Here is a 16,849-nt window from a genome sequence, read left to right as displayed (position 1 = left end):
GCTCAGTCGCCGAGGCTGGCGACGATCGGGCGGGCGAGGGCGCGGCGGGCCGGCAGCACCGACGCGGCCAGCGCGGCCAGCACCGCCACCGCGATGATCAGCCCGAGCCGTCCCCACGGCAGCACCAGCGTGAACTCGCCGCTGAGCCGGGTGACCACCGCCATCGCGCCCGCGCCGACGCCGATGCCGAGGCCGACCCCGAGGACCGCGCCGACCAGCGCCATCAGCGCCGCCTCCACGGCGAGCATCGCCCGCATCCGGCCCCGGGTCAGCCCGACGGCGCGCAGCACCGCGTTCTCCCGGGTGCGCTCCACCACCGACAGGCTGAGCGTGTTGGCGACGCCGACCAGGGCGATGACCACGGCGAGGCCGAGCAGGGCGACGACGAACGCCAGCACCATGTCGATGGTGCCGGTGAGCGACTCCTTGTACGTCGCCTGGTCCACCAGGTTCGCCGTCGGGTAGCGGGCCACCACCGACTCGACGGCCGCCCGGGCCCGCTCGGCGCTCACCCCGGCGGCCGGGTCGATTTCGGCGAGGTGGCCGCGCTCGGCCGGGAAGAGGCGGGAGAAGTCGGCGTCGACCACGTCGACCACGTGCCCGGCCGGCACGGGGCCGCCGGCCAGCGCCGACCCGTCGGCGGCGACGACGGCCGCCACGGTGAACGGCTGTCCGGCCAGGGTGACGGTGTCGCCGACCGACCAGCCCCGCGCCCGGGCCAGCTCCCGGTGCACCAGCACCCGGCCCGGGCCGAGCCGGCCCGCGTCACCGGCGTCCACGGCCGTCAGGGTGCGCCCGACCAGCGCCGGGTGGGCGGTCCGCAGCTCGACCCCGTCGCTGACCCGGCCGCGCAGCTCGTGCACGACGCCCAGCTCGGGGCGGGCGGCCAACTCGTCGACCAGCGGCCCGGGCAGGCTCCCGCCGACGCCGACCACCACGAAGTCCACCCCGATCTGCCGGTCCACGGCCCGCTCGATGCTGGCCTTGGCGCTGCCCGCGCCCACCACGAACGCCGACACCAGGCCGATGCCGATGACCAGGGCGGTGGCGGTCGCGGCGATCCGGCGCGGGTTGCGCACGGCGTTCGCCACGGCCAGGCCGGCGGTCGCCCCGAACAGCCGGCGCGCGGGGACGCCCAGCAGGCGCACCAGCGCCGGCACCAGCACCGGCCCGAACAGCACGATGCCGAAGAACGCCAGCATCCCGCCGGCCGCGACCAGCGGCAGCTGGCCGACGGCCCCGGCCGACCCCAGCGCCGCCACCCCGGCGGCGAGGACCAGCGCGCCCGCGGCCAGCCGGACGCGGCCGGCCCGGCGGGTGGGCTGCACCGCCGCGTCGGTGAGCGCGGCCACCGGCGCGACGCGGGTGCCCCGCCAGGCCGGCACGGCGGCCGAGGCCACGGTGAGGACGGTGCCCAGCAGCAGGCAGACCAGCACGGTCGGCGCCGTGACGGTGATCCCGCCGCCGGCCATCGGCACGTCGAACGCGGACAGCAGGGCGTCCAGGCCGACTGCCACGCCCGCGCCGACCGCCACCCCGAGCGCCGAGGCGGCCAGTCCGGTCGCCGCCGCCTCCAGCAGCGTCGCCCGCAGCACCTGCCCCCGGGTCGCCCCGACCAGCCGCAGCAGCGCGGTGCGCCGGGTGCGCTGGGCGAGCACGATGGCGAAGGTGTTGGCGATGACGAACCCGGCCACCACCACGGCCACCGCCGCGAAGGTGAGCAGGAGCAGGTTGAACTGCCTCAGGTCGCGGACCGCGTCGTCGACGGCGGCGTCGAGGACCGCCTGGCGGTCCTTCACCGTCACGCCGCCGCCGGCCACGGCCGCCACCCGCCCGGCCAGCTCCGCCGCCGACACGCCCGGCGCGGCGGCCACCATGATCCGCCCGTAGCCCTCCTGTCGCGTCACGGCCAGGGCGTCGGGCCCGGCCAGGCCGATGAACGGCCCGCCGACGTCCCGGGCGGTGCCGGCCACGTCGACCGTGCCGACCAGGGTGTACGCGCGGGCCGCGCCCCCGCTGCCGCCCACGCGCACCGGTCCGCCGAGGGTGAACCCCTCCTCGGCTGCGGTCGGCGCGTCGAGGACCACCTCGCCGGGGCGCTGCGGCAGCCGCCCGGCCACCACGTCGTACGACTGCAGGGCCGCCTCGGTGGGGATCGCCGCCGCGACGGCGTAGCCGAGGACGGGCCGGCCGTCGGAGCCGACGACCCCGGCGGAGCCGGTCAGCTCCCCGGCGGCGGCCCGCACCCCGTCGACCGCGCGCACCCGCTCCACGAGGGCGGGCGGGATCGGGTCCCGCCCGGCGTACACGGCGACGTCGGTGTGCCGGTCGAAGACGCCGGCGCTCTCGTAGGCGCGGCGCTTCATCCCGTCGGTGAGGATCAGGGTGCCGGCGACGAACGCGACGCCGAGCACCACGGCCAGCGCCGACAGCAACAGCCGCAGCGCGTCGGCGCGCATGGTGCGCAGGGTCAGCCCGGTCACCACCGGCCCCCCGTCGCCGCGCCGGCCGGGGCCTGGTCGAGGTGGGCGAGGGCGTCGAGGACGGCCTCCGCGGTGGGCGCGACCAACTCGCGGACCAGCCGGCCGTCGGCGAGGAAGACCACCCGGTCGGCGTGGCTCGCGGCGGTCGGGTCGTGGGTCACCATCACGACGGTCTGGCCGAGGGTGTCGACGGCCTCGCGCAGCAGCCGCAACACCTCCGCGCCGGAGCGGGAGTCGAGGTTGCCGGTGGGCTCGTCGGCGAAGATCACCCACGGTTTGGTGATCAGGGCGCGGGCGACGGCGACGCGCTGCTGCTGGCCGCCGGAGAGCTCGGCGGGCCGGTGCCGCAGCCGGTCGGCCAGCCCGACGGCGGCGACGACCTGGCGCAGCCAGGCCGGGTCGGGGCGGCGGCCGGCGATGGCCAGCGGCAGCACGACGTTCTCCTCGGCGGTCAGCGCGGGCAGCAGGTTGAACTTCTGGAAGACGAAGCCGATCCGGTCGCGGCGCAGCAGGGTGAGCCGCCGGTCGTCGAGCCCGCCGGTGTCGGCGTCGCCGATGCGTACGGTGCCGGCGGTGGGTCGGTCGAGGCCGGCGAGGCAGTGCATGAGCGTGGACTTGCCGGACCCGGACGGGCCCATGATGGCGGTGAACCGGCCGGCGGCGAAGTCGACGTCGACGCCGTCGAGGGCGACGACCCGCGCCTGGCCGGCGCCGTACTCCTTGCGCAGGCCACGGGCGGTGACCGCGACGCCGGCGGTGGCGAACGCGGGAGGTGGTACGGACACGTCGGTGCTCCCCGTGGAGGTGGTGGTTGCGGACACCTGTCGACGCTATGGGCGGCACCGGCCCGCCGCGTCCGCCCGCACGCTCGCCCCGCCTGCGCCCGGAGGCGTCCCCACGGCGCGGCCCCGTACGACCTGAGGCGTACCCGCCGTCAGCCGCCGGGGGTGACCAGACCGCTCTCGTACGCCAGCACCACCGCCTGCACCCGGTCGCGCAGCCCCAGCTTGGCCAGGATCCGCCCCACGTGGGTCTTCACGGTCGCCTCGGCGACGTGCACCCGGGCGGCGATCTCCGCGTTGGACAGGCCCTGGGCCACCAGCAGCAGGATCTCGCGTTCCCGCTCGGTGAGCTGGGCGAGCCGGGGATCGGCGGCGGGGCCGGGGCCGAGCTGACCGGCGAACCGGTCGAGCAACCGGCGGGTGATCGACGGGGCCACCACGGAGTCGCCCTGGGCGACCACCCGGATCGCGGCCAGCAGTTCCTCCGGCGGCACGTTCTTCAGCAGGAATCCGCTCGCCCCGGCCTGGAGGGCGGCGAACGCGTCGGCCTCGGTGTCGAAGGTGGTGAGCACCAGCACCCGGGGCAGGTCACCCGGCCGGTCGGCGCAGATCCGCCGGGTGGCCTCCACCCCGTCCATCGTCGGCATCCGGATGTCCATGACCACCACGTCGGCCTCGACGCGGTCGAGCACCCGCAGCGCGTCCGCCCCGTCGATGGCCTCGCCGACCACGGTCAGGTCGGGCTGGGAGCCCAGCACCATCCGGAACCCCGCGCGCACCAGCGCCTGGTCGTCCACGATCACCACGCGGACCGTCATGCCGCCACCTCCGTCCCGGTGCTCGACCGTAGCGGCAGCCGCGCCTCGACCTGCCACCCCCCGGCCAGCGTGGGGCCGACGGTGAGGCTGCCGTCGTACACGGTCACCCGCTCGCGCATGCCGACCAGGCCGTGACCGCCGGACGGCGCGGGGCGGACCACGGGGCGGCCCCGCCCGTCGTCGACGACCCGGACCACGACGGCGTCGGGGGTGTGGGTCAGGCCCAGCGTGACGGTCGCGCCGACCCCGGCGTGCTTGAGGGCGTTGGTGAGCGCCTCCTGCACCACCCGGTAGACGGTCAGCTCCAGGCCGGGCGGCAGGGCCGGCGGCTCGCCGGTGACCGTCGCGTCGACCCGCAGCCCGGCGGCCCGGAACCGGTCCAGCAGTTCGGGCAGCTCCACCAGGGCCGGCCGGCGGTGCGTCGGCTCCGCCGCCAGCGCCGGGGCCGCCGCGCCGTCCGGCCCGTCCGCCGGCCCGGGGCTGCTCGTCTCCCGCAGCACCCCGACCAGGCGGCGCATCTCCTCCAGCGCCTGCCGGCCGGTGTCGGCGACCACGCGCACCGCCTCCCGGGCGGTCTGCGGGTCCCGGTCGAACAGGTAGCGGGCCCCGTCCGCCTGCACGATCATCACGGCCATGCTGTGGGCCACCACGTCGTGCAGCTCGCGGGCGATGCGGGTGCGTTCCTCGGCCACCGCCGCGCGGGCCTCGGCCTCCCGCTCCCGCTCCAGGGTCGCGGCGCGCTCCTCCAGGCTCAGCACGTAGAGCCTGCGGGTACGCACGTTCAGCCCCATCAGCCAGACCGCGCCGGTCATCAGCGCGAACCAGATCGCCGAGGCCCACCAGGCGACGGCCGCCTCGATCTGGAGCGCGGCGAGCACCACGCCGACGGCGGCGACGACGCCGGCGACGATGCCGGCGGCCAGCCTCTCGGCGTACTTCACCACGCTGTACAGGGCGATCAGCACGGCCACGTCGAAGGCCAGCGGGCCCCACCCGGCGACCACCTGGACCCCGGCGAGCACGGCGACCGCCGCCCCCACCGCCGAGGGGTGGGCGCGCCGGAACAGCAGGGCGGCGGCCATCGCCGCCGCGACGCCCGTGGCCCGCCACCCGCCGGGCTGGTTGACGCCCCCGGCGAGGCCCACCAGCACGACGAAGCCGGAGACCGCCACGTCGAAGGCCACGCTGCGCAACGGCCGGCCGAACAGGATCCGCCTCACGGTCACCGAGCGTACGGGGCGCGGGTCCGACGGAGGGCCAGGGTGTACAGGAGTCGCCTGCGCCGCCGTTGATACCTCGCGGGGCGCACTTCTCAGATTCACGTTCCGCCGTATCCGGGAATTGCCACCTCCCCGGCAAATGCGGACGCCCTTTGAGCAATCGTCAATCTCGACCATTCCATTTACGGTGGCCACTGCAATACAGTTGTCGCGCCGGGTCGCCGGAGCAATTCTCCGCCACTCGACCCATCACCACCACCATCGAAGGGGAATCAGCACATGAGAATCGCGCTGGCACGTCCACGCCCGCGGCGTACGGCCCGACTGCTGTTCGGCGCCCTGCTGACCGCCGCGCTCGCGTTCTCCGTGAGCGGCACCGCCACGGCCGCGATCGACAAGGGCGACTTCACCGCGAACGCCCGCACCGACGTCTACATGCGGGACATCGCGTCGGACACCGGGTTCGAGCCGCACGGGGCCATCTACTCGTCGTTCTTCAACAGCCCGGACATCAAGATCTGCCCCACCGCGGTCGAGTGCGCGTCGCACACGAACCCGATCGTCGGATCGACGAGCTACATTTTCGTGAACCTGCGGAACAATGGCCCGTACGGTTCCGGAATCGGCAACGGGACGCTGAAGGCGTACTACACCACCTCCGGTGGCGCCGCGAACTGGCCGATGCACTGGACGCCGATCGGCTCCAAGACGCTGCCCGTCGCCCCCGGGGTCACCACGACGTCGATCGCCTGGCCGAACGTGCCCTCCATCGGGCACTTCTGCCTGCTGCTGCGCTGGGAGTCGGCGACCGACCCGATGCTGTTCGAGGGCACCGCGACCTCCATCAACACGCAGTACAACAACAACATCGCCTGGAAGAACGCCAACACCGTCCCGGCGGGCGGCGGCGTGGTCACCGACCGCCCGTACGCGCTGGCGAACGCCCTGGCCGAGCCGGCCCCGTTCGACCTCGCGTTCCGGCCGCTCGGCGAGCCGGCCCCCGGCGTCAAGGTCGTCGCCGACCTCGGGCCGGAGCTGTTCGAGCGCTGGCGGGCCGCCGGCGGTCAGGGTGAGGGCATCCAGGTCGTCGGCCGCAGCGCCATCCAGATCGTCGACCCGTACAAGGCGCAGATCAAGGGCCTGCTGATCAAGCCCGAGGAGCGGCCCGTCGTGAAGCTGAGCTTCGCCACCAGCGAGACGCTGCAGAAGGCGTACACCCTCCAGGTCGTCCAGGTCGGCCCGGCGCGCAAGCTCGGGGAGAGCTTCGACGTCGGCGGGGTGGACTACACCTTCGAGCCCCGCAAGGGCTGACCGGGCGGGTCGGCGGACCGGAGGGCCGGGGGGCCGGGATCCCCTCCGGCCCGCCGGCCACACCGGTACGACGCGGCTGACCGCCGCCACGAGCGATCGTGGCGGCGGTCAGCCGTACCAACGGCGGGAAACCCGAACTCCAGGTTCCTTCAACAAGTCTGACCGGGTGACTCAGCCTGCAAGGGCACTGCTCTGGGCCGCAGCGTTGTTGGCTGCGAGCCAGCCAGCGGGGTTACCGCAGTCGTGGTACTCGCCTGTGACGGGGTGGATCAGCACGTCGTGGTCGCGCGCAAAGGCGATCACGGCGTCGGTGGCCTGGTATTCGCCGTTGGACGCTGGCGTCAGCTTCTGGAAGTAGGCCAGCGCGTGGGCTGGTAGCAGGGTGCGGCTGATGTTGATGTAGGCGGTCGGCTCGTCGTAGTTGTTCGGCTTTTCGAGCAGTTCGTCGAGCAGTTGGTGGCCGGCGACCGGGCGTGGATGCAGGATGCCGTAGCGGTGGGCCTCGGTGCCGGGCACCGTGGCGGCGGCGAGCGCGGCCGGCACTGCGGCGGCCGTCCGGGCGGCGCTGAGGTCGGCCAGGTCCGATCCGCCGTCGCTGCGCAGCAGTAGGTCGTCGCCGGCGACCAGGAGGAAGTCGTCGCCAGCGATGAATTCCGCAGCGACGATGGCGGGCAGTGCGGTGCCGTACCGGTCGTCGCGGGGCTGTTCGAGGAACGTGAAGGTGGCCTGGGTGTGCAGGTCGGCGACTGCGGCGTACTTGTCCTGCCAGCCGCGTGCGGTGAAGTAGTCCTTGAGGTCGCGGTCTTCGCTGAAGTAATGGCGTACTTGGCGGCCGGGCTCACCCGGGGCGGTGACGATGGCGATGTCGCGTGCTCCGGCGGCGACGCAGTCGGCGACGGCGTAGGCCACAACCGGCTGGTTGAGGATCGGCAGCATGCACTTGTTGATCGTCTTGCCGATGGGGAAGAACCTGCTGCCCATTCCGGCGACAGCGATGACGGCCCTCACGCGTACACCTTTCGGTTGGTTGCCCGGCTGTCAAGGTGTGGCGGCGACGCCTTCGAAGGCGACCAGTCGCTCGTGCAGCGCTTCGAGTGAGCCGGGCGGACCCGTGCAGTTTACGCATCGTCCCGGCCGGATCCGGAGCAGTTGGTGAAAGCGTACGACGGCAGCGGATCCCCGGCTTTTCAGTGCCGGCGATCCGCTGCCTGCGTCAACGCGAGGTGGGTGAGGTGGGCTTGACAGCGGGCTCGGCGGCGGCTGCGGCGTGTCGGATGCGATCCCAGGTCGGTGTCCGGCGTGTGCCGGAGTCGAGGCCGTGGCGCAGGGCCTGCCGATGGACCGCGGCGAGCATGGCGTCGTAGTCGCGCGGGGTGCCGCGGTGGTCCTCGACGTAGTGGTGGAGGGCGGCGACGCCGACTTCGGCCAGTGTGTGTCCGCTGCGCGCGATGGCGGTGAGGAGGTCGGTGTCGAAGGCGAGGCTGTGGTCGGTGACGAGGGGGAGTGCGGTGCGCAGAGCGGCGGCCGGGAAGGCTTTGAAGCCGGCCTGGGGATCGCCGACGTCGAGCTGGAGGAGATCGCGCACGGCTCGCTGGTAGAGCAGGGCAGTGGGAGTAGGGCCGGTGGACGGATAGTAGCCGTGGGAGTCGGGGCGGCGGCGGGAGCCGATGACGGCGCCGACGCCTGGTTCGTCGAGGGCGGCGACGTGCAGACCGAGTTGTTCCAGGGGATAGGTGAGGTCGAGGTCGGTGTAGGCGAGGACGCTGGAGCCGGTGCCGAGGAGTTGGGCAAGTCCCCACAGCACTGCGCCGCCCTTGGCGCTGGCGTCGTCGGGTCGGGCCGTGATGGTCACGCGGATCTGCGGGTGCTCGACCGTGGTGGCGCGGGCGGCGTGGTCGGTGCTTTCGTCGACCAGGAGGAGATCGGCGCGGGCGTCGGGGCACGCCTGCAGCAGCCAGGTCAGTTGGGCGATCTTGACGGTGAGCGCGTCGTCGCCGTCCTCTGGGTTGAGGCGGTGGGTTTCGTCGCGCATCGGTACGACGATGCCGAGGTCGATGCGGTCGTGCCGGGCCAGGACGGCGGCTTTGGAACGGGCCGCCTTGATGGCGGCGATCAGGCCGTGCAGGTGAAGGTCTGCCGGGAGGTGGTCGCGGCGGTTCTTGGCGAGGCCGTGCACGAAGGCGATGAGGAGCCGGTCGCTGTAGTGCGGGAGAGGGCTGTGTGTCTGGTGGCCGGTGAGGTGGTCGGCGACCAGGTGCAGCAGGGCGCGCCCGGCCGGGTCGGCGGCCCAGCACTGGTCGGGGGTGGGCGGGGCGTCGGCGTTTGCCCAGGCGGTGCGGACGTGCTCGCGGAGCAGGTCATAGCCGGCCACCAGGGAGCGCTGGGTGTCGTCCCAGCGTGCGCCGTCGTTGGTGGCCTCGGCGGCCCGCCACGCTTGCTCCCAGGCGGGAGGGTGAGCGCGGGCGGCGTGGGCGGTGGCAGTGACCTGCTGCCAGTGGCGGCGGACGGAGGGCGATGCGCAGTCCGGGTCGTCGTCTGAGGAGAGATGAGCGGCGGCGGTCTCGGCCAGGACGAGGGCTTGGCCGGCCTGGGCTGGGGTGTCGGCGGCGGCGGTGAGCGCGTCGAACCACCGCTCGGCGGCCAGGGTCAGCCCGCGGGTGTGGTGGGCGAGGTCGTGAATCGTCTGCTCTCGCCGGGTGTGCAGCTCGGCGCGTACCCGACGGCGGTGGGCGCGTTGGAGGGCGGCGTCGCCGGCCAGGTCGACCGGGGCATGGTCGGCGCGGGCGGTGAGCAGGGCGTGCAGCGCGGTCTCTGCGGGGCCGGCCAGGATGTCGGCGTGTAGCAGCAGGGCCAGCAGTTCACCGAGTACCGCGGGATTCGCTGTCCTGGCTGACTGTCGGAATCGTTCGCTGGCCAGGTAGGCGTCGTCGATGGTTTCGGGACGGTGGGCGAGCGCTGCGATGGTGCGGGCGAAGGTGTGACACATCCCGGCTGTAGCATCGTCGGGGAAGAAGAGCCTGTCTCGCAGGGCCCTGGTCGCCCGCTTGGCCTCGGGGCGGTGGGCGACCAGCAGCGCGAGCGCGGCCAGTGGTAGGTCCGTGCGGTCGTCGAGCGTCCGGGTGATCCGGCCGGCAGTTGGCGCCGCGGTGATCGACAGTAGCGCCCGTATGGTGGCCGGGTCCGGGTCGGCGGTTGCGGCCAGTCGTATCGCGAGTTCGGCGTCGGCGTCGTGGTCGTTGTTCAGCAGCGGCGAGTCGGTCAGGGGGAGGAAGACGCGGGCGGCGGCGGTCATCGGGTGATCCTTGCGGCGACGAGTTCGGCGGTCTGCTGGGCGGTGTGCACGGGGAAGAGCAGGTTCTGGCGCAGGAACGTGCGTTCGAACGGGCTCAGGGCTGCGTGCACGACGGTCGTGGCAGCAGTGATGTCCACGCGTGCGTCGTGCTTGCCGATACGTTCCAGCAGGTGCCGCACGGCTTCCTCGTCCGGTGGCTGCGCTGCCGCGCACATCTGGTGCTGGGCGGTGGGGCAACGCAGGCGGCAGTTGGTGGTGGGCTGGTCGTAGTGGCCGTTGTAGTCGGGGAGGTGGCTGCCGCGCTCCACGGTGCGCCCGCACGAGGAGCGTTTCAGGACCGCGGGCCGCTGGTGGGTGGGGACGTCGGCGTACACCTCGTCGAACGCGGCCATGATTCGCGACTCGGTGCCGGCGGTGAGCAGCTTCTTGCCCGGCGTGAACGAGCCCGTGGGCAGGGGCAGGCCGTAGGACATGAAGGATTGGATGTGGTCGTCGGCGAACTTCAGCCCGCCGAGGACGACGGTCCGGGCGCCGGCGTCTCGGAAGGTCTGCCAGACGTGCCGCAGGTGGGCGTCGGTGGTGTTGAGCCCTTCGGCGATCGGCCGGTAGTACGCCAGTACGTTGATCTTTTCCGATTGCAGGATGCGGCGCAGGAAGCGTAGTCGGCGCTCTCGGTGGGGCGGTTCGATCGACTCGGGCATGGCGGCGTAGCAGACGTTGACGTCGAGGTCGACGTGGACGAGGGATTCCAGGCAGTCGATCTGCTCGTCGGACAGGGTGTATTTGGTGATGCACGAGACGCGGTTGGTCAGGCCGAGGCTGTCCAGTAGTTGCAGCGCACGCCAGGTCCGGGGCCACAGCTTCGGCAGGAACGCCTCGGAGGTGGACATGTGCAGGCCGATGGGTGTGTGGTGCGGGGTGAACCAGGGGTGCGACAGCAGCCGCGCGACGACGTCCTCGGGTTCAAGGAAGCCGGTGGGTTCCCAGGCGCCGAGGTAGCCGTCAACGGTGTCGCCTTCGCGCCGGTAGCAGTAGGCGCACATCAGAGGACAGCCGATGCCGAAGTCGGCGGACATGCCGCCCTTCATCTGCGAGATCATGTAACTGGTGTTCAGCCCGTCGGGGCCGGCGGTGGCCTGGCTCGCGGCAATCTGCTCGACGGTGGCGATCGGCGTGAATCCGGCTGGCAGTTGCGCCTTGAGCGCGTGCGGGGCGTCCGGGGTGCCGACGACGCCCGGCCAGGCGAAGGTGCAGCGCAGCGCGAATCCCAGGGCGTCGCCCTGAGCGGCGTCGAGGTGATGGGTGCGGGTCAGCGCGGCGATGGTGCGGGCGGGGAGTTCCTGCAGCGGAATACGGCGGCCGGTGGGTTCGTGCAGCAGCCGATTCGCGTGGACTTCGGTCAAGGCACGTTCCAGGGGTCCGTCGGCGAGCTGGCGTGCCGCGTCCACGACCCGGTAGGGGTCGGTGAGGTCGAGGACGGCCTGCAGGTCGCGGGCGACCGCAGCTCGCGCCGCGCCGCGGTAGAGGGCCGGCGGGCTGCTGAGGATCGGTTGGCTGGTCGGGAGGCTCACATTTACTCCTTCGGTGGTCTGGGGCTAGATGGTGCCGGTCGTGCCCATCCGTAGGGTGCGGGGACGTTAAGGCGGCGGCCGGCGTCGATGAGGGCGGAGAGTTCGCAGGCGTTGAGGCGGACGCCGTCGGGAAGGGTCCGGTCGCGGTGGGACCAGGCACGGTCACCGGGCATTCGGACACCCTGCTGACGCACCGCATCGGCGAGCGCGGTTACCCCGGTGGCTAGTGAATCGGCAGCGCCCAGGCGACGCGGGTCGATGGCCATGACCAGCAGACCCCGCCCGTCATCTCCTGTTGGCATGGGTGTGCTGCCGGTCAGCGCGCCGACCAGCAGTTCCAGGACGATCGCGAGGGCTTGGCCGCGCTCGCCCGCAGGCAACAGAACGGTGGCGTGAGTCGGATCGTGGGTTGCTCGGCCGTCCGCATCGAGAGCCGTCCTGTCGGGAATGGCCTGGCCGGTGCGGGCGAACTGGTGCAGGCGGCCCCAGGACATCGCGGCGGCGGCCAGGTCCACCAGTACGGGGCGCTGCTGGTCCGGCCCAGGCACGGCGACCGCCAGCGCGCTACTGCCCAATACCGGCGTGCCGGTGCCACCGTGCAGGGCGACGCTGCGCGCCGATGCCTGAGCAGCGACCACACCCACCAGCCCACGTTGGGCGACCTTCGCGGCGGGAATGCCGAGCGCGCCGACATGACCGGCCCGACGAACGGTCACGGCGGCGATCCCCCAGCGGCGGGCACGCAGCATCGCCGCGGCGGCCGCCATCTGGGCAGCCAACGGCCCCGGAGCCAGATCGGCGTCCACGACCCGGATCGCGTCCTCGTCGCGGACGGCCCGGATGAGCGGACGCGGGTTTAGGCGGCCGGTGCGCAGCTTGTCGAGGTAGGTGGGGGCCAAACGGCTGCCGTGGCCGCAGATGCCGCGCAGGTCAGCCTCAACCTGGGCCTCGGCCATCACCCTCGCCCCGACGCGGGTCATTCCCGCCGCCACGTACAGGCATTGCAGGTAGCTGGCGAGCTGCCGGGCGGAAACTGGGGTCACCACGGCGCCCCGCCCACCGGTACGGCGCCTCGGGCGCGCCCGTCGGCGAGCAGGATCCGGTCCACCGCCGCGATGCTGGCCCGGTGCGGGCTGAAGGCGGCGATCAGCACCGGCGCGGACGAGCCGGCCAGGTCGTCGACGTCGCCGAACGCGACCTGAACCACGGTCCGTCCGTTCACGGCGAGTCGCGTGGCCTCCTCGGCGGCCCGGCTGGAGTCCGCCGTGGTGGTGCGGGTGTCGTAGCCGTAGACGATGACCGGACCCGCTGTCGGCACAGGAGCGCCGGCCGGCACCTGCGACACACGGTGATGCGCGGCGAGCTGGGTGGGCAGATAGTCCGGCGTATGTCTGGCGCTGTCGGCGCGTCGCTGCCCCACGTCGGGAACTCGCATCAGGGTCAGGACCGTGCCGGGCGGCATGTTCAGCGGAAGAAGATGGCCGCCGCGCACGACCGCCACCGACCGGTCCGCGATCCGGCTCGCCACCTGCCGGGCTGAGGCGTTCGCCCGCGGCCACTGCGGTCGGTGCGCGCCGGGCGTCAGACCGTAGCGCTGGTGCAGCGCCCGTACGCGGGCGACGGCCTCGCCGATGCGTTGACGATCGATCACGCCGCGCTCGACCGCGGCCGTCAGCGCCCGCACCACCTCCGCGCGGCGCTGCCATGCCGTCGCCCGCCGCGCCGCCGGGCTTCGTCCCCGAGAGACCTCCGAGTCCAGCATCACGACGTCCACGCCGGCCGCTACGGCGGCGATCGCCGCCCGGGCCACGCCGCCCAGCGGCTCGTGTACCGCAGGGATAGACAGGTTCTCGCTGACCACCACGCCGCCGAAGCCCAACTCGTCGCGCAGCAGGTCGAGCACACGCGGCGATGCCAACGCCGGCCGGTCGTCGAGCGCGAGCACGGTCTGACTGCCGACCATCACGCACGCGACCTGCGCGTCGGTCGCGGCCTGGAATGGAAGCAACGCACCGGGGCAAGCCGGTCGAGCACCGGCGCGGCGTGGTGCGGGTCCACGCGGATCCCACCCAGCCCAGGGAAGTGCTTGGCAGTCGCCGCGACACCCGCGGCCTGCAAGCCGCGCACGAACGCCGCCGCCAGCAGCGCAACCCGCTCGGGATCCGAGCCGAAGGAACGGGTACCCACCGCGGCAGGCGCCGGCCAGGCCGTGGTGTCGCACACCGGTGCCAGGTTCCAGGTCAGCCCCACCGCCCGCAGTTGCCCGCCGATCGCCGCGCCGGCCATCTCGGCCAAGTCCTCGTTCCCCGCTGCCCCGAGCGCCAGATTTCCGGGCAGCTGGGCGACTCCCGGCCAGTCCAGCGCGTTCAACCGGCCGCCCTCCTGATTGATGCTCAGCAGCAGCGGAAGCGGGCCAGCAGCGTTCTCGCTCGCCCAGCGGGTGACCTCATCCAGCACCATCGGACTGCCGACGATGGCTTTGCTGATGCGGCCCGGTTCCCCCGGGAGTGGCTCGTGTCGTGATGGGCCGCGCCCGCCACCGGGATGAAGCAACATCCGGCCAGGACGCACCAGCAGATCGATGTCAGCGGCGAGGACGGGATCGACCTCGACCGGCTTACCGAGAAGCGGACCTGGCATGACAGCTCTCCCCTACGGCCGTGAACCCGTCGAGCGGGCATCACCTGCAAGGCAGCGGGCATAGCCATCGGAGTCTGGCCGCGCCCACACATCGACCTTCGCCGGCATCGGACGGCGGGGGCAGGCCCCAGCGAGGTGCCATCGGTGCGGCCCGCTCAGAACCTGGTGCGGTTGGTGCGCTTGCTTCTCCGTCACCAGTACGGGCCGCTACTGTCAGTCAGCGGCTGCACCCTCGCCAGCCGGAAGGGGGCTCTTACCGTGCAAGGCGACCCCGCAGCTCCCCGCGGCAACCAGCGGCTGGCCGGCCTGCTCAGCGTTGCGCAATGGCGACCGGAGGCCCTGGCCCGACGGATCAACGTCGCCCTGATGGCACGCGGCAGCAGCCGCAGAGTCCACCCCAAGACGCCCTACAAGTGGATCTCTGACGGCGCACTACCGCACGGCGACATCCCCGAACTCGTCGTCGAGGTCCTGTCCACCCAGCTCAAGACAGAGTTGGCGTTCGAAGACGTCTGGGGCGTGACCGCCCCGCGTCCGCGTCCGGCGCTGCCGGCGAACCACGCGATGGATCTACCCTGGGACAGCAGCGGACTGCTCAGCCTCGTAGGAGGACCCGTGCCGACCCGTCGCACCATCATCGCCGTCACCGGCGCCGCGCTGACCGCCCCCGCATGGGCCGCGCTCCATCAACCCGCCCCGGACCTCTTCTCCACCGCAACCGAGGGCGGGCCCGTCAGCCCACCCCTGCTGGACATGATCGACAACCTCGTCGCCCACGCGCAGCAACTCGACGACCATCAGGGCGGCGCCGCCCGCGACTTCGTCCACGACCAGTTCACCGCCGTGGCACGGCTCCTACGCCGCGCCTCCTACAACGCCGCCGCCGGCCGCCGACTCGCCGCCGCCCTCGCCCAGCTCGCCCAAACCGCCGGATTCATGGCCTTCGACGCCCACGAAGACGGCCTCGCGCAACGCTGGTACCTCACCGCCCTCCGCACCGCCCACACCGCCGCCGACCCCGGCCTAGCCGCCAGCATCCTGGCCCTCATGTCCAACCAAGCCGCCGACCGCGGCAACGCCCTCGACGCCCTGCAACTCGCCGCCGCCGCCCAAGAATCCGCAGCGACTGCCCCACCGGCCGTACGCTCCCTGGTCGCCGCCCGCAGCAGCCTCGCCCACGCCGTCGCCGGCGACCTGACCAGCTTCCACCGCACCCGCGAGGACACCCTCACCCTCCTCGACACCCCACCCGACACGCCACTTCCCCGCTGGGCCTCCTACATCGACCGGATCGAACTCGACGCCATCACCGGCCGCGGACTGGTCGTCCTCGCCGAGCAACTGCCCCAACAACGACACAGGCTCCTACGCCACGCCGAGCGGCTCCTGCACGCCCGCGCCCACACCAGCCCCGACGCCCCACCACAACGCTCCGCCCTACGCCACGGAGCCTGGCTCAGCCTCGCCCACCACGCCACCGGCGACCTCGACCTCGCCGTCGACACCGCCCGACTGGCCCTGCGCCGCCTGCCCGCCGTCAGCTCCACACGCAGCGTCGCACTCCTACGCCGCCTCCACGACGAACTCACCCCCGCCGGCCCCCGCTCCCCAGCCGTGCGGGACCTCCTCAACGACCTGCGACACCTCCCCGCGCCGCGCTAGGGCAGCGTCACCGGGAGGCGGTACTCCCGCTCGGTGCCCGTGGCCGTGCGCAGGTGGATCTCGCCGGTGCGCAGCCCGTAGGTCACCGACCAGCGGGTGTGGCCCTGCCGCACGTCGTTGAGCAGTTCCAGCGCCGCCCGGTCGTCGACGACCCCGCCGGCCTTCGTCAGGGCGGCGGCGAGCACGCCGTAGCGGTGGTCGGTGCGCCGGCGTTCTTCGGGTACGCCGACGACGGGCACGTTGGTCAGCGCCTGCCAGCCGCCCTGCCCCTTCTCGACCCGCATCGCGCCGTCGACGAACTCGACCACGGCCGACGCGCCGGTGGCGTCGGCGAGCAGGTAGTGCAGCGGGGGCCCGCCGTCGAAGTCGAGGTTGTGCCGGCCGAAGACGGCGACGGCCTCGTCGACCGTGGCGGCCTGGTCGAGCACCAGCCGCAGGATGCGTACCGAACCGACCGTGGGCTTGCCCGCCTCGGCGCGGGCGGTGGCCCCGTCGTCGGCGGCCAGCCCGACGGCCAGCCCCCGCTCGTTCATCCCGTCGAACGGCAGCAGCGGCGCGTTGAGCAGCCGGCGGTCGCCGGTGGGGTCGGCACCGACGTCGAGGTAGGACATGTCCACCAGCGAGACCGTGGCGTACCCGTCCGGCGGGTCGGTGCGCAGCACCAGTGCCGGGTTGGCGTCCCAGTCGAAGTTGCGGGCGAACAGCGGGCGGTTCGGGTCGCCGGAGGCGGCGAAGAGCGAGCAGCCGAACGGGCTGGGCGGCGCGGCGTCGGTGCCGACGGTCGGGTCGTAGTCGCCGACGTAGGTCATCTCCCACATCGGCAGGTCGTCGACCCGGCGCAGGCTGGCCAGGGTCCGGTCGGCCTGCGCCGGGTCCTGCCGGGACGCGGTGGGCGTGCCGGCCGACGGCGGCGGCGGGGCGGCGGCGGTCTCGGGGGCGGAGCAGGCGGTGGCGGCGAGCAGCAGGGCCAGGCCGGCACCCAGGAAGGTCCTACGCATGATGGCTGAACGCTAGGTCAGCCATCGACCGTTGTCCACCACGGTCCGACGGCCGGCGGGGCGGACTGCGGG

Annotated in this window: 13 protein-coding genes; 2 read left to right on the top strand and 11 right to left on the bottom strand. The window is 73.2% G+C overall.

Translation table 11 applies throughout. From position 1 onward, the window contains the following. Positions 1–2: 2 nt before the first annotated feature. The 4 genes from LPA42_RS00600 to LPA42_RS00585 all read right to left on the bottom strand — a co-directional run bounded on the left by LPA42_RS00600 (position 3) and on the right by LPA42_RS00585 (position 5,309). Positions 3–2,483, bottom strand: a complete 2,481-nt coding sequence (locus tag LPA42_RS00600; protein WP_096761738.1) for an ABC transporter permease — start codon at positions 2,481–2,483, stop codon at positions 3–5. After that, complete coding sequence (locus tag LPA42_RS00595; RefSeq protein WP_077940121.1) at positions 2,480–3,268, bottom strand: ABC transporter ATP-binding protein; 789 nt, start codon at positions 3,266–3,268, stop codon at positions 2,480–2,482. Before LPA42_RS00595 ends, LPA42_RS00600 begins: the two co-directional genes overlap by 4 nt. Before the next feature lie 149 nt (positions 3,269–3,417). Beyond that, a complete protein-coding gene (locus LPA42_RS00590; protein WP_077940118.1) occupies positions 3,418–4,083 on the bottom strand; it encodes a response regulator transcription factor in 666 nt (221 codons plus the stop codon). After that, positions 4,080–5,309 (bottom strand): sensor histidine kinase, encoded by a 1,230-nt coding sequence (locus LPA42_RS00585; protein WP_077940117.1) that lies wholly within the window; start codon positions 5,307–5,309, stop codon positions 4,080–4,082. Before LPA42_RS00585 ends, LPA42_RS00590 begins: the two co-directional genes overlap by 4 nt. A 273-nt stretch (positions 5,310–5,582) precedes the next feature. Here LPA42_RS00585 and LPA42_RS00580 point away from each other — a divergent pair, with 273 nt between their 5' ends. Continuing rightward, the gene (locus LPA42_RS00580) at positions 5,583–6,614 is read left to right on the top strand and encodes a hypothetical protein (RefSeq protein ID WP_077940116.1); all 1,032 of its coding nucleotides are present in this window, start codon (positions 5,583–5,585) and stop codon (positions 6,612–6,614) included. A 171-nt stretch (positions 6,615–6,785) separates the two neighbouring features. On the opposite strand, the gene LPA42_RS00575 is transcribed toward LPA42_RS00580, so the two are convergent. From LPA42_RS00575 to LPA42_RS33685, 6 genes are all read right to left on the bottom strand, one after another. Next, positions 6,786–7,622 (bottom strand): sugar phosphate nucleotidyltransferase, encoded by an 837-nt coding sequence (locus LPA42_RS00575; protein WP_144082804.1) that lies wholly within the window; start codon positions 7,620–7,622, stop codon positions 6,786–6,788. A gap of 205 nt (positions 7,623–7,827) precedes the next feature. After that, complete coding sequence (locus LPA42_RS00570; RefSeq protein ID WP_077940114.1) at positions 7,828–9,906, bottom strand: hypothetical protein; 2,079 nt, start codon at positions 9,904–9,906, stop codon at positions 7,828–7,830. Next, a complete protein-coding gene (locus tag LPA42_RS00565) occupies positions 9,903–11,477 on the bottom strand; it encodes a hypothetical protein (protein ID WP_077940113.1) in 1,575 nt (524 codons plus the stop codon). The genes LPA42_RS00570 and LPA42_RS00565 overlap by 4 nt, the downstream gene beginning before the upstream one ends. A 2-nt stretch (positions 11,478–11,479) precedes the next feature. After that, on the bottom strand, positions 11,480–12,520 hold the full coding sequence (locus tag LPA42_RS34310) for an Ldh family oxidoreductase (RefSeq protein WP_158229507.1): 1,041 nt from the start codon (positions 12,518–12,520) through the stop codon (positions 11,480–11,482). Continuing rightward, positions 12,517–13,440 carry a glycoside hydrolase family 3 N-terminal domain-containing protein gene (locus LPA42_RS34305; protein WP_255378750.1) on the bottom strand — a complete coding sequence of 308 codons (924 nt, stop codon included), beginning with the start codon at positions 13,438–13,440 and terminating at the stop codon, positions 12,517–12,519. The genes LPA42_RS34310 and LPA42_RS34305 overlap by 4 nt, the downstream gene beginning before the upstream one ends. After that, positions 13,440–14,117 (bottom strand): glycoside hydrolase family 3 N-terminal domain-containing protein, encoded by a 678-nt coding sequence (locus LPA42_RS33685; protein WP_077940111.1) that lies wholly within the window; start codon positions 14,115–14,117, stop codon positions 13,440–13,442. Before LPA42_RS33685 ends, LPA42_RS34305 begins: the two co-directional genes overlap by 1 nt. A 258-nt stretch (positions 14,118–14,375) precedes the next feature. On the opposite strand from LPA42_RS33685, the gene LPA42_RS00550 reads away from it, so the two are divergent. Next, the gene (locus LPA42_RS00550) at positions 14,376–15,779 is read left to right on the top strand and encodes a hypothetical protein (RefSeq protein WP_077940110.1); all 1,404 of its coding nucleotides are present in this window, start codon (positions 14,376–14,378) and stop codon (positions 15,777–15,779) included. Here the strand turns inward: LPA42_RS00550 and LPA42_RS00545 are convergent. Next, on the bottom strand, positions 15,776–16,777 hold the full coding sequence (locus LPA42_RS00545; RefSeq protein ID WP_077940109.1) for a linear amide C-N hydrolase: 1,002 nt from the start codon (positions 16,775–16,777) through the stop codon (positions 15,776–15,778). The genes LPA42_RS00550 and LPA42_RS00545 overlap by 4 nt on opposite strands. Positions 16,778–16,849 lie beyond the last annotated feature (72 nt).

This window comes from Micromonospora sp. DH13 (assembly GCF_020873825.1).
GTDB classification, from domain to species: domain Bacteria; phylum Actinomycetota; class Actinomycetes; order Mycobacteriales; family Micromonosporaceae; genus Micromonospora; species Micromonospora haikouensis.
Note: the sequence above shows the minus strand (reverse complement) of the source record. Positions and strands in the feature narration are given on the sequence as shown.